Source organism: Tomitella biformata AHU 1821 (assembly GCF_000524475.1).
In the GTDB taxonomy this organism is placed as follows: Bacteria; Actinomycetota; Actinomycetes; order Mycobacteriales; family Mycobacteriaceae; genus Tomitella; species Tomitella biformata.
This window is the reverse complement of sequence record NZ_BAVQ01000004.1, coordinates 1-12834: the sequence shown is the minus strand read 5'-3', so window position 1 is coordinate 12834 and position 12834 is coordinate 1. Positions and strand designations below refer to the sequence as shown.

The window sequence follows — 12834 nt, the reverse complement described above, 5'->3', positions numbered from 1 at the left end:
TCACCACGCGATACTCGGCCATCGGTGGTGTACGGAACGAAAACGCCGGTGCTGCGTCCGACGTGGTCGAGCATCCAACCGAGGCGTTTGACCTGGCGCAGAATCACCGCGGAGTCCACGACCTGCAGGTGGCCAGTTCGCGCTCTAGATGCTGTTGCATGCGCATGGCGTCGGAGGCTGACCGGTTCCAAGTGCTCGGGGGCACTTTTCCGGAGCCTGCGGCTGCGCTGGCCCGGGCCGGTCTGACGGGAGTGGCCGGGCGCGTGCAGCCCCAGTGTCTCCCCGCACCTCTGCTCGGGCTCAGCGCCGACGCCCGAGGCGATGTCGGTCGCGCGTCGCAGGCGCTGTCGGGCTGACCGCGCGCGACCCGGCGGGCTTAGTCCAAGATAATCCGTTGCGCCCTGGCGAGGTTGGCGATCAAATCGGCACGGGTCTGGTGCTCGTGGGCCACCCATGCGGGTTGACCGGGACCGCTGCGCCACGACTCGGTGAGCGGGCTGTTGTCGGCTGTGTCGAACCCGAACTGGTCGTATAGCCGCGTCACGAGTTCCACGGCTTCGGGGAAGTCGCTCGAGGCTGAAAGCGCGAGACGGTCAGGGGCACCCGCTGGCTTTCCCGCGGTGGTGATGCGGGGAGCTTGGATGTGGTTGAAGGCCTTGACGATCTTGGATAGCGGAAGGTGCGCTTGGCGTAGCTCGTGCACTGTCTTCTCGCCCGAGTCGATGACCGGGAAATGGCCATCGCGCCAGGCCATGTAGTTGTTGGTGTCAAGCACGATCTTGCCTGCTAGCTCCTCTGCCGGCATGTCGTTGACCACCTTGAGGGGGACCGCCACGACTGCGAACTCACCATTGGCAGCGGCGCCGGCGGCGGTGGCGGCACGCGCTGCCGGGCCCAACTCGTCAATGAGGCCCTGCAAAGTCTCGGGCCCGCGGGAATTGGCAATAACGACGTCGTAGCCGTTCGCGATTGCCGCGCGTGCTATCTGGCTACCGATCTCACCTGCGCCGATGATGCCGATTACTGTCATGGATTCGTTACCTCTCTAGTGGGGGTTGCGTCGGCCCGGCACCGCCATTCGCCACTGGAGCCCAGCCACGGAACTCAAATCTGGTTGAGGCCGCCGTCGACGTACAAGCTTGAGCCGGTGATGAAGCTGCTCTGCTCGGAGGCGAGGAATGCCACGGCTGCGGCGATCTCCTCCGGGCGCCCGAGCCGGCCCAGAGGCACATGCGTAGCCAGTTGCTGTTTTAGGCCTGCGGCCGCATCCGCGTCGGGAGCGAGCCCCGACAAACCAGGGGTATCGGTCGGGCCGGGCGTGATGGTGTTGACTCGGATACCGCGTCCCTTGAGTTCATTGGCCCAGGTCCGAGAGAACGATCGGGAGGCGGCCTTGGTTGCCGCGTACACGCCGAACGCCTCCGCGCCGACGTCCATGTTGGTGGAGCCGTTCAAGATCACCGAGGCCCCGTCGTTGAGTAGGGGCAACGCCTTTTGAACGGTGAACAGCGTGCCCCGAACATTGATGCCGAAGAGGGTGTCGAAGTGCTCCTCGGAGACGTGCTCAAGTGTCACGAACTCCGCGACGGCGGCATTCGCGAACAGTACGTCCAGGCCCCGGCCCCGGCTGCGGATCGCGTCGTAGAGCACGTCCAGGTCGGCCAGGTTCGAAATGTCGCCGATCACCGCGGTGGCCGCTGAGCCAATCACTTCGACGGCCGCGTCGAGTTCGATCTTGCGGCGGCCGGTGATGAACACGTGGGCGCCCTCTGCCGCCAGCCGCACGGCACTGGCCAGGCCAATTCCGGTGGCGCCCCCAGTGACGAGAGCGGTCTTGCCGTCAAGCAGTCCCATGGGAAGAACCTCCTTCGGGTTCCGCATCGATCGATGCGGAACCCGAAGAGTAGCACTTCCGCATCGATCAATACGGAATAGGTAGGATAAGGGGGTGGAAATAGAAAAGAGTGGCCTCGGCGGCCGACCGCGAGGATTCGACGCCGATGAAGCTCTCGAGCGCGCCATGCTGGTCTTCTGGGAGCACGGCTATGAGGGGGCCAGCCTGACCAGGCTGACTGAGGCGATGGGGATCTCGACCACCAGCATGTATGCAGCCTTCGGCAACAAGGAGGCGCTGTTCCGCAAGGCCCTGGAGCGCTACACCGACGGGCCCGGCTCATATCTGGCCCGGGCACTGCAGGAGCCGACCGCTCTCGGCGTCGTCACCGAGATCCTGACCGGTGTCGTTCGAGCCACCACCATCCCGGGTGGCCCCCACGGGTGCCTGGGTGTCCAGGGTGCCCTGAGTACGGGTGATTCCGGGAGTGGGGTCCGTGACCTGCTCGTCGCCTGGCGTGACAACGGCTGCTCTCGCCTCCAGGAGCGGTTCCGCCAAGCCGTCGTCGACGGCGACCTGCCTCCGGAGGCCGATCCGCGGCTATTGGCCCGCTACGTCACCACCGTGACATTCGGCATCGCTGTGCAAGCCGCGGGCGGGGTTGGCCGCGAGGAACTCCAGGAGCTGGCAGACGTCGTCGTCCGCAACTGGCAACTCGCTGGACATCCAGCTCTCGACCAGTCGAGCGGCCTCGGGCGCTGACCCAGGTCCTCACGCTGGAGGGTCGCGCGCTGCTCGATCCGGCCGGGCAGGCTCGCTGACCGGGTGTGACGAATCCGTCGCCCTCCCGATTTGCGCGGACACGGGAAAACGCTGCTAAACTTCCCTCAGCGATTCCGCGCCTTGTGCGCGTCGCTATGCACACTGGTCAACGTCGCCCAGTGGGGTCGGTGGTCAGTGTGCGCGTCATGCCAGTAGGTAGGGCGCGTGCGAATCCGAGTGTGCAACTCTTCGCAGTGACTTCTCTTTCGGTGGGCTCAATGCTCACCACTGCTGCCGACCCGCAAACCATCCAGTTCCATGGATCGGGTGCCGGGCAACCGGTCCCGATCGCGCGGTTTCCAGTCGATACTTCTTCGAAGCGTCGGCTGGTTGCAGCCAGCGATGAGAGTGACAGCAGATGAATCTTCGACCGGGCCCCACCGGCCTCTACGATCCGGCCAACGAGCACGACGCGTGCGGCGTCGCGTTCGTCGTGGACATGCACGGACGGGCCAGCCGCGACATCGTCGACAAGGCGATCACCGCGCTGGTCAACCTCGAGCACCGCGGGGCCGCGGGCGCGGAGGCCACCAGCGGCGACGGCGCCGGCATCCTGCTACAGGTGCCGGATAAGTTCCTGCGCGCGGTAGCGGGCTTCGAGCTGCCCCCGGCTGGGGAGTACGCCACCGGCATCGCGTTCCTGCCGCGCACGGACGAGGACTCGGACCTGCTGGTCACCCGCATTGAGGGCATCGTCCGCGCCGAGGGCCTCACGGTGCTCGGCTGGCGCGAGGTCCCCGTGGACGCGTCGAGCCTGGGCGCGATGGCCCGTGGCGCGATGCCCAGCTTCCAGCAGCTGTTCATCGCCGGCGCGGGCCTGTCCGGCATCGCCTTGGACCGCCGCGCCTATGTGGTGCGCAAGCGCGTCGAGCACGAGCTCGGCGAGCTGGGTAGCGGACCGGACGTGGGCGCGTACTTCCCGAGCTTGTCCGCCCGCACCATCGTCTACAAGGGCATGCTCACCACGCCGCAGCTGCGCGATTTCTACCTCGACCTGCAGGACGAGCGGATGGAGAGCGCGCTGGGCCTGGTGCACTCGCGCTTCTCCACGAACACCTTCCCCTCGTGGCCGCTGGCACACCCGTTCCGGATGGTCGCGCACAACGGGGAGATCAACACCGTCACCGGCAACGAGAATTGGATGCGGGCGCGCGAGGCACTCATCGACACCGCCATCTTCGGGGGCAGCCACGGCACCACCGACATCTTCCCGACCTGCACCGCTGGCGGCTCCGACACCGCGCGCTTCGACGAGGTCCTCGAGCTGTTGCACCTGGGCGGCCGCAGTCTCCCGCACGCCGTGCTGATGATGATCCCCGAGGCGTGGCAGCACCACGAGACCATGGACGCGGACCGAAAGGCATTCTACGAGTACCACTCCGCGCTGATGGAGCCCTGGGACGGCCCGGCGTCGGTGGCGTTCACCGACGGCACGGTCGTGGGCGCGGTCCTCGACCGCAACGGCCTGCGCCCGGGCCGCGCCTGGGTCACCGAGGACGGCCTGGTCGTGATGGCGTCCGAGGTGGGCGTGCTCGACATCGACCCGGCGACCGTGGTGCAGAAGCTGCGTCTGCAGCCCGGCCGCATGTTCCTGGTGGACACCGCGCAGGGCCGCATCGTCAGCGACGACGAGATCAAGGCCGACCTCGCCGCGCAGGAGCCGTACGGCCAGTGGATCGAGCGCAATGTGGCGCATCTCGGAGACCTCCCCTCACGCCCCTACACCTACATGCCCCACGAGCGAGTCGTGTTGCGCCACCAGGTCTTCGGCTACACCGAGGAGGAGATCTCGCTGCTGATCCGGCCAATGGCGGCGACCGGCGGGGAGGCGCTCGGGTCGATGGGCACCGACACGCCCATCGCGGTGCTCTCGACGCGCCCGCGCATGCTCTTCGATTACTTCGCGCAGCTGTTCGCGCAGGTGACCAATCCGCCGCTCGACGCGATCCGCGAGGAGTTGGTCACCAGCCTGGCGACGGCCATCGGCCCGGAGGGCGACCTGCTGCATCCGACGCCGTACTCCTCGCGCCGCATCGTGCTCGAGAGCCCGATCCTCGACAACGACGACCTCAACAAGCTCATCCACGTCAACGACGAGGACGAGTTCCCCGATTTTGGCTCGGCCATCGTGCGAGGGCTCTACCCCGTCGCGGAGGGCGCCTCGGGCCTGCGCCGCGCGCTCGAACGGGTCCGCCGCGAGGTCTCCGAGGCCATCGCCGAAGGCAGCCGCATCGTTGTGCTCTCGGACCGTGAGTCTGACGACACCCTCGCGCCGATTCCATCGCTGCTGCTGACGGCTGCGGTGCACAGGCACCTCATCCGGGAGCGCACCCGCACCCAGGTGGGCCTCGTCGTGGAGTCGGGCGATGCCCGCGAGGTGCACCACATGGCGCTGCTGGTGGGCTTTGGCGCATCGGCGATCAACCCGTACATGGCGTTCGAGGCGATCGACGAGCTGGTCAACCGCGGCGACTTGGAGGAGGTCACGCTGGAGAAGGCCGTCGCCAACTACGTGTACGCGGCGGGAAAGGGCGTGCTCAAGGTGATGTCCAAGATGGGCATCTCCACCATCGCCTCCTATACCGGCGCGCAGCTGTTCGACGTGATCGGCCTCGCCCAGCCGCTGGTGGACGAGTACTTCACCGGGCTCAACTCCCGAGCCGGCGGCATCGGCCTGAGCCAGATCGCGGCGGACGTCGCGGCGCGGCACCGCCTGGCATTCCTGGACCGGCCCGCGGAGCGCGCGCACCGCGAACTCGAGGTCGGCGGCGAGTACCAGTGGCGCCGCGAGGGCGAGTACCACCTGTTCAACCCAGACACGGTGTTCAAGCTCCAGCATGCGACGCGCACCGGCCAGTACCAGGTCTTCAAGGAGTACACCCAGCTCGTCAACGACCAATCCGAGCGCCTCGCCACCCTGCGCGGGCTGCTGAAGTTCAAAACCGATGTGCGCCAGCCCATCCCCCTAGAAGAGGTGGAGACCGCGGCCTCGATCATCAGCCGCTTCTCCACGGGCGCGATGAGCTACGGCTCCATCTCCGCGGAGGCGCACGAGACCCTGGCCATCGCGATGAACCGCCTCGGCGCGCGCTCGAACTCCGGCGAGGGCGGCGAGAATCCGGAGCGCTTCACGCCGGATGCCAACGGGGACAAGAGGATCTCGGCGATCAAGCAGGTCGCGTCGGGCCGCTTCGGCGTGACCTCGCACTACCTGACCAATTGCACCGACATCCAGATCAAGATGGCGCAGGGCGCGAAGCCCGGCGAGGGCGGCCAGCTGCCCGGCAACAAGGTGTACCCGTGGATCGCGGAGGTGCGGCACTCGACGCCCGGCGTCGGGCTGATCTCCCCGCCGCCGCACCACGACATCTACTCCATCGAGGACCTGGCGCAGCTGATCCACGACCTGAAGAACGCCAACCCGCAGGCGCGAGTCCACGTCAAGCTCGTCTCGCAGCTCGGCGTCGGGACCGTCGCCGCGGGCGTGTCCAAGGCGCACGCGGACGTGGTGCTGGTCTCCGGCCACGACGGCGGCACCGGGGCGGCCCCGCTCACCTCGCTCAAGCACGCGGGCGGGCCGTGGGAGCTCGGACTGGCCGAGACGCAGCAGACACTGCTGCTCAACGGCCTGCGTGACCGCATCGTGGTCCAGTGCGACGGTCAGCTCAAGACCGGCCGCGACGTCATCATCGCGGCGCTGCTCGGCGCGGAGGAGTTCGGCTTCGCCACCGCACCGCTGGTGGTCTCGGGCTGCATCATGATGCGCGTGTGCCACCTCGACACCTGCCCCGTGGGCATCGCCACGCAGAACCCGCTGCTGCGCGAGAGGTTCAGCGGGAAACCGGAATTCGTCGTGAACTTCTTCGAATACATCGCGGAGGAGGTGCGCGAGCTGCTCGCCGAGCTGGGCTTCCGCACGCTGGAGGAGGCTGTCGGCCAGGTGGGGATGCTGGACTCGGCGGATGCCATCGAGCACTACAAGGCGTCGACGCTGGACCTCACCGGGATGCTCACCGCCGTGACGTCCCCGCAGTACCCGGACCAGGCGCTGTACTGCACCCAGACCCAGGAGCACGGGCTGGAGAAGGCGCTCGACAATCAGCTGATCGGCCACGCGCGTCAGGCCATCGACACCGGCGGGACCGTGCGGATCGAGACGGCGGTCGGCAACGTGAACCGCACCGTCGGCACCATGCTTGGCCACGAGCTGACCAAGGTGCACGGCGCGGGGGGCATGGCCGAGGACAGCATCGACATCACGTGCACCGGCTCGGCGGGCAACAGCTTCGGGGCGTTCATCCCGCGCGGTGTCACGCTGCGGCTAGTCGGTGACGCGAATGACTATGTGGGCAAGGGACTCTCGGGCGGGCGCATCACGCTGCGGCCGTCGGGCTCGGCGCAGTTCACGGCCGAGGAGAACGTGATCGCCGGCAACGTCCTGCTCTATGGGGCGACGAGCGGGGAGGCGCTGATCCGCGGACTGGTGGGCGAGCGCTTCGCGGTCCGCAACTCGGGGGCGACGGCCGTCGTGGAGGGCGTGGGCGACCACGGCTGCGAGTACATGACGGGCGGCCGTGTCGTGGTGCTCGGCCCGACCGGGCGCAACTTCGGCGCCGGCATGTCCGGGGGCATCGCGTATGTCTACGACCCCGAGGGGCGCCTGCCCGGCAACCTCAACACGGGGATGGTCGACATGGAGGCTGTGGCGGCTGGCTCCGCAGACGAGGAGTGGCTCCGTGCCGCCGTGATCCGTCACCACGTGGCGACGGATTCGGCTGTGGCCGAGAACATCCTGGCGAACTGGGCCGCACGTCTGGGCGGCTTCACCAAGGTGATGCCGCGGGATTACCGCAGGGTGCTGCTTGCCATCGAGCAGGCGAAGAAAGATGGATCTGACGTGGACGACGCAATCATGGTGGTGGCAAATGGGTGATATCCGAGGTTTCCTGAAGCACGATCGAGCGCTTCCCGCCCGCCGGCCTGTGCCGCTGCGCCTACTCGACTGGAACGAGGTCTACCAGGATTTCCCGCCAAAGGACCTGCAGACCCAGGCCAGCCGCTGCATGGACTGCGGAGTCCCGTTCTGCCACAACGGCTGTCCACTGGGGAACCTGATCCCGGAGTGGAACGACCTGGTGGAGCGCGGGCACTGGGAGGAGGCCATCGAGCGCCTGCACGCGACGAACAACTTCCCGGACTTCACCGGGCGGCTGTGCCCCGCCCCGTGTGAGTCCGCCTGTGTGCTGGGCATCAACCAAAACCCCGTCACGATCAAGCAGATCGAACGGGACATCATCGAGCGCGCCTTCAGCGAGGGCTGGGTCAGCCCCGTCCTGCCGACGGTGAGCACTGGCAAGAGGGTGGCCGTCATCGGCTCCGGCCCCGCGGGACTCGCTGCCGCGCAACAGCTCACGCGCGCCGGCCATGACGTGACGGTGTTCGAGCGCGCCGACCGCATCGGCGGCCTGCTGCGCTACGGCATCCCGGAGTTCAAGATGGAGAAGAAGTTCATCGATCGTCGCCTGGCTCAGATGTCGGCGGAGGGCACTCGCTTCGAGGTGGGCGTCAATGTGGGCGGCGACGGCCCCGGCGACCTGCCGGTGGAGGAGCTGCGCACCAGGTTCGACGCGGTGGTGCTCGCGCTTGGCTCCACCATCGGGCGCGACCTGCCGGTGCCGGGCCGCGAGCTCGACGGCATCCACCAGGCGATGGAGTACCTGCCGATGTCCAACCGCGTGCAGGAGGGCGATATTGACGAGCCTGCCATCACGGCGTCGGGCAAGAAGGTCGTCATCATCGGCGGCGGTGACACCGGCGCGGACTGCCTCGGCACCGCGCTGCGTCAGGGCGCGGAGATTGTGCACCAGTTCGAGATCATGGCGCGCCCACCGGTCGAGCGCGCCGGCTCGACGCCGTGGCCGACCTACCCGCTGATGTATCGCGTGTCCTCCGCGCACGAGGAGGGCGGCGAGCGCGTGTTCGCGGTCAACACCTCGGACTTCATCGGCTCCGGCGGCAAGGTCACCGGGCTGCGCGCGCATGAGGTGCGGATGGCGGCGGGGCGCTTCGAGAAGGTCGAGGGCTCGGACTTCGTGCTGGAGTGCGACCTGGTGCTGCTGGCGATGGGCTTTGTCGGCCCGGAGCGCGAGGGCCTGCTCGACGGACTGGGAGCCGACATCACCGACCGCGGCAATGTTTCACGTGGAACGGATTGGGCTGCGCGAGTTGGCGCTAACGCGGATGCCGGGGTGTTCGTGGCGGGTGACGCCGGCCGCGGGCAGTCGCTGATCGTGTGGGCGATCGCCGAGGGGCGCTCGTGCGCCGCCGCGGTGGATGAGTACCTGATGGGCGCCACGGCGCTGCCGTCTCCCATCACCCCCACCACGATGCAGATGCGGTAGCGAGCCCGCCCTAGATTCGCACCTAGATCCGCCCACCGCGACCCCGCGGCGGGCGGATCTCTCGCGTCGATACGGGGCTGGAGTGATGCATGTGACTGGTGTGACTATTAGCCAAAATTACTCGTGGAGTTCACGCGGACTGCCCTCTGAAACAGGTGGTGTTTGCGTACTGTGATCGACATGTCCTGGTTCACCTGCAGGAGGGCTCGGACGAGTTCGGGGATCACGCCGTAGGCGGGGTCACGGCAAGGAAACGGGAGAATTCGCGATGCGTCTTGGACGTTCGGCAGTGGTGATCTCGGCGGCGCTCGGCGCTATGTCGGCCATGCTCGTGGCCGGTGGCACAGCCTCCGCGGACCCGGCGGCCTGCAAGTCGCTTGAGGTGATCGCGATTCCGGGCACCTGGGAGACCGGGCCGGGCAACACCCCGGTGGGCAACGGGCTACTCGGTGCAGTGACCGACGGGATGGCCTCAGCCAGGGTAGGCGTCAGCTACGTCAGCTACGTCGCCACCGCATTCCCGTGGGAGAGCCAGGTATACGGCGCCTCCAAGGCGGAGGGGATCGCCCACGCTGACGGCATGATGGGCGCGATCGCCGCGGAATGCCCGTCCTCGAAGTTCGCGATCATCGGTTACAGCCAGGGTGCGGATGTGGCAGGCGACCTCGCGGCGCGGATCGGACATGGGCAGGGTGCGGTGGGGGCGGACCGGGTGGTCGGCGTAGGACTGCTCTCGGACCCCCGGCGCTCCGAGTATGACCACCTGGTGGGGCCGCCCGTCCCCGGCAATGGCGGCGGCGGACCGCGACTCGAGGGCTTCGGAGCGTTGACCGAGAAGATTCGGACCTTCTGCGCGCCAGGCGATCTCTACTGCGCCGCGCCCCAGGAGGACTTCGTGGCGCGGATCTTCGGCTTCGCCGCACAGCAGTCCGATCCCGGCTCCTCTGATAAGCAGGCGGTCCCCGAGGGGCAGAACCTGCTCAACGAGCTGATGGCCGCCGGCGGCATCCAGCTGCTGCAAGGCCAGCTGACCGAGGGCAACAACGAGGCGCGCTACCGGCAGATTGATGGCTTCCTCAAGTCCGGCGCACACCAGGACTACACCCGCTATGTGGTTGATGCGCAGGGGAACTCGGCGACGCAGTGGCTGCGGGGCTGGCTCATCGGTCTGGCGTGACGCACGGGTGGGCGCGAGTCTTCGCCGCCGACGAGCGTCGCGGATTAGTGCCGGACGAGCAGGTCCCGCACGTGCTGGGTCTCATTCACCGAGGCGACACGCGTGCGGCCATCGCGCGAGATCAGCACCCGGGTCATCGAGACGTAGTCGATGGGGAACACCAGCGGCCGGTCCAGGCCGAGCAGGTGCTGCAGCCACACATTGATGACGCCACCGTGGCAGAACACCGCCACGGTCTGGTGATGCTCGTGTGTGTCGATGACGCGCCGCATCCCCACCCGCACTCGCGCCGAGAACGCGGCCGCGTCCACGAACTCCGGCAGGTGGCCCGCGAGGATCCGCTGGTAGGTCTCAGGTGCCGCCGTCTTCGCCTCGTGGATCGGGATATAGGCCGACAGTCCGGAGTCGTATTCCGCCAAGTCCGGGTCAGTGCCGATCTCGAGGCCCAGATGCGCGGCCAGGGGTTCGCCCGTCTGCATCGCGCGGGCCATGGGGCTGCTCACGATCGACGAGACATCCAGGCCGTCGACCGCCGCGATCGCGCGCTGTGCCTGCTCGCGGCCGATGGCCGTCAGGTCGGGATCCGCCGCGGCATGTCCGGTGGGGTCGACGCGGTCGGGGAGTCCATGACGGATCAGGAGGATCTGCATGCCCTGACGGTAGCGGCCGATCCGCACGTCCCCTGCAGCTGTCGCCACTACCAGACCGCTGAATAGGCCAGGCTATGCTAACTGAATGTCTCGTATACGGTCTCGCGCGCTCGCCGGCGCCGCAGTCATCGCAGTCGCATCTCTCCTGCTCACGGGCTGCGGGAGCGGCACCGCGCAGGATTCCCACAGCCCCGGCAATCTGGACGTGGCCACGGGCGGCGCGCAGTTCGCGACGGCGGACACGGAGACTGCGAAGTTCGGCAGCGATGCCGCGCCCGGTGAGTTCCCGCGCACCATCCTGCACGCCAAGGGCGAGACGGTCATCGAGGCCAAGCCGATCCGCGTCGTGGTCCTCGACAGCGGCGAACTGGACGACGTCCTCTCCCTTGGGATCGTCCCCGTGGGCATCGCGAACCCCGGCGCCAGCGGCGCGCAGCCGACCTACCTCGCGGACCAGCTAGAGGGCATCCCCAACGTGGGCACCTCCGCCGAGCTGAATATCGAGGCGATCGCCGCGCTCCAGCCCGACCTCATCCTGGGCAGCAAGCTCCGGGCCGACGGGCTCTATGAGCAGCTCTCCGGCGTTGCGCCGACCGTGTTCAGCATCCGGCCCGGGTTCCCCTGGAAGGAGAACTTCCTCCTGGTGGCGGACGCGCTCGGCGCGGAGGACCAGGCGCAGTCAGTGACCGACGAGTACCAGGCCGCGGTGCAGTCGGTGCAGGAGTCGCTCACCGGCACGCCCACGATCTCGATGGTGCGTTTCCGGCCGAACCAGATCCGGCTCTACGGCAACAAGTCGTTTATCGGCACGATCCTCACCGACGTCGGACTGCCCCGCCCGGCCATCCAGGACATCGACGAGCTGGCCGCCGAGGTGAGCGCGGAGACCATCAACGAGGCCGACGGCGATCTGCTCTTCTACTCCAGCTACGGGCCGCCGGAGGGCACCGCCGAGACCGCAGTCACCGCCGGACCGCTCTGGGGCCGGCTCGGCGCGGTCGAGAGCGGCAACGCGCACCGGGTGGATGACGAGACCTGGTTCCTCGGGCTCGGACCGACAGGTGCGCTGCTGGTGCTCAAGGACCTGAAGGAATTCGTCGGCTAGGTTCCGCGCCGGGGAGTCGGCTGGCCGGGTGGAGAGGGGAGGACGATGATGGAGCCGTGACCTCCCACCGTTCGACCCCTGAAAATTCCGCCCCCGCCGTTCAGATCCGCGACGAATCGATCCGCCTCGGCCAATTCCTCAAGCTCGCCAACCTCCTCGAGAGCGGCGCCGAGGCGAAGCAGATGATCGCCGAGGGCCAGGTCGACGTCAACGGCGAGACCGAGTTCCAGCGCGGCCGCCAGCTGCGCGACGGCGACCTGGTGGAGGTGTTCGACATGTCCGCGCGGGTCGAGGGGCCGCAGCGGATCGCCGACGGGGGTTAACCCGAACTCGAAGTGGGATGCTGTCCCCATAGTGCGCCACCCGTCTCCTGGCGAAGATAGGAATATGACCTCTTCATCGCCACCCATCCGCAGCCACTGGTCGATCCTCCGGCCCGTGACCTGGGCGCAGATGGGCTGCGACCTCGCGTACCTGTTGCCCGGCTTCGCGCTCGCCCTCGCATCGTTCTCGGTCATGATCTCGCTCCTGGCCACCGGCGTGAGCACACTGATCATCCTCGTCGGCCTGCCGATCCTGGTGCTCTCGCTCGTCGTCGCCCGCTGGTTCGCGGACCTCAACCTGTCCCTGCTGCGGCGCTGGGGTGGGCCGGTGCCGCCGACGCTGTACGAGCCCGCGGAGTACGACTCCATCAGCGGCATGGTGGACGTGCTGCGCGATGGCCAGCGCTGGCGCAACGCCGTGCATGTGACGCTGGTTAGCTTCGTGTATCGGCTTATATCGTTTTGGTGTTGGGTTTTCCCAGCTCGACGGCCCGCTAGGGTCGAAGGTGGGAGAGGTCTGGT

At 67.8% G+C, this 12834-nt stretch carries 10 protein-coding genes; 7 read left to right on the top strand and 3 right to left on the bottom strand.

What is annotated here, in order from left to right; translation table 11 throughout:
- Window positions 1–376: 376 nt before the first annotated feature.
- Both TBIF_RS02845 and TBIF_RS02840 read right to left on the bottom strand, forming a co-directional pair.
- Window positions 377–1030 carry an NADPH-dependent F420 reductase gene (locus TBIF_RS02845; RefSeq protein WP_024793358.1) on the bottom strand — a complete coding sequence of 218 codons (654 nt, stop codon included), beginning with the start codon at window positions 1028–1030 and terminating at the stop codon, window positions 377–379.
- Window positions 1031–1104: 74 nt separating this feature from the next.
- The gene (locus tag TBIF_RS02840) at window positions 1105–1854 is read right to left on the bottom strand and encodes an SDR family oxidoreductase (RefSeq protein WP_024793357.1); all 750 of its coding nucleotides are present in this window, start codon (window positions 1852–1854) and stop codon (window positions 1105–1107) included.
- A 94-nt stretch (window positions 1855–1948) separates the two neighbouring features.
- On the opposite strand from TBIF_RS02840, the gene TBIF_RS02835 reads away from it, so the two are divergent.
- The 4 genes from TBIF_RS02835 (at window position 1949) to TBIF_RS02820 (ending at window position 10234) form a co-directional block, all read left to right on the top strand.
- A complete protein-coding gene (locus tag TBIF_RS02835) occupies window positions 1949–2596 on the top strand; it encodes a TetR/AcrR family transcriptional regulator (protein ID WP_024793356.1) in 648 nt (215 codons plus the stop codon).
- A 418-nt stretch (window positions 2597–3014) separates the two neighbouring features.
- Window positions 3015–7589 carry a glutamate synthase large subunit gene (gene gltB, locus TBIF_RS02830; RefSeq protein WP_024793355.1) on the top strand — a complete coding sequence of 1525 codons (4575 nt, stop codon included), beginning with the start codon at window positions 3015–3017 and terminating at the stop codon, window positions 7587–7589.
- A complete protein-coding gene (locus tag TBIF_RS02825) occupies window positions 7582–9057 on the top strand; it encodes a glutamate synthase subunit beta (protein ID WP_024793354.1) in 1476 nt (491 codons plus the stop codon). The genes gltB and TBIF_RS02825 overlap by 8 nt, the downstream gene beginning before the upstream one ends.
- A 268-nt stretch (window positions 9058–9325) precedes the next feature.
- Entirely contained in the window at window positions 9326–10234 is a 909-nt protein-coding gene (locus tag TBIF_RS02820; protein ID WP_024793353.1) for a cutinase family protein, read from the top strand.
- A 44-nt stretch (window positions 10235–10278) separates the two neighbouring features.
- On the opposite strand, the gene TBIF_RS02815 is transcribed toward TBIF_RS02820, so the two are convergent.
- Window positions 10279–10884: a histidine phosphatase family protein gene (locus TBIF_RS02815; RefSeq protein ID WP_024793352.1), complete on the bottom strand. Its 606-nt coding sequence runs from the start codon at window positions 10882–10884 to the stop codon at window positions 10279–10281.
- A gap of 85 nt (window positions 10885–10969) precedes the next feature.
- Between TBIF_RS02815 and TBIF_RS02810 the strand changes: the two genes are divergently transcribed.
- From TBIF_RS02810 to TBIF_RS02800, 3 genes are all read left to right on the top strand, one after another.
- Entirely contained in the window at window positions 10970–11989 is a 1020-nt protein-coding gene (locus TBIF_RS02810) for an ABC transporter substrate-binding protein (RefSeq protein ID WP_024793351.1), read from the top strand.
- A gap of 56 nt (window positions 11990–12045) precedes the next feature.
- Window positions 12046–12312, top strand: a complete 267-nt coding sequence (locus TBIF_RS02805; protein WP_024793350.1) for an RNA-binding S4 domain-containing protein — start codon at window positions 12046–12048, stop codon at window positions 12310–12312.
- A 64-nt stretch (window positions 12313–12376) separates the two neighbouring features.
- The coding region (locus TBIF_RS02800) for a sensor domain-containing protein (RefSeq protein WP_200869128.1) at window positions 12377–12834 on the top strand (458 nt) is incomplete at its 3' end.

What these genes read in the sequence shown, in the direction of transcription:
- TBIF_RS02815 (WP_024793352.1), bottom strand. Translation starts at nt 10,884, where the DNA reads ATGCAGATCCTCCTGATCCGTCATGGACTCCCCGACCGCGTCGACCCC.
- TBIF_RS02820 (WP_024793353.1), top strand. Translation starts at nt 9,326, where the DNA reads ATGCGTCTTGGACGTTCGGCAGTGGTGATCTCGGCGGCGCTCGGCGCT.
- TBIF_RS02810 (WP_024793351.1), top strand. Translation starts at nt 10,970, where the DNA reads ATGTCTCGTATACGGTCTCGCGCGCTCGCCGGCGCCGCAGTCATCGCA.
- TBIF_RS02825 (WP_024793354.1), top strand. Translation starts at nt 7,582, where the DNA reads ATGGGTGATATCCGAGGTTTCCTGAAGCACGATCGAGCGCTTCCCGCC.
- TBIF_RS02845 (WP_024793358.1), bottom strand. Translation starts at nt 1,030, where the DNA reads ATGACAGTAATCGGCATCATCGGCGCAGGTGAGATCGGTAGCCAGATA.
- TBIF_RS02840 (WP_024793357.1), bottom strand. Translation starts at nt 1,854, where the DNA reads ATGGGACTGCTTGACGGCAAGACCGCTCTCGTCACTGGGGGCGCCACC.
- gltB (WP_024793355.1), top strand. Translation starts at nt 3,015, where the DNA reads ATGAATCTTCGACCGGGCCCCACCGGCCTCTACGATCCGGCCAACGAG.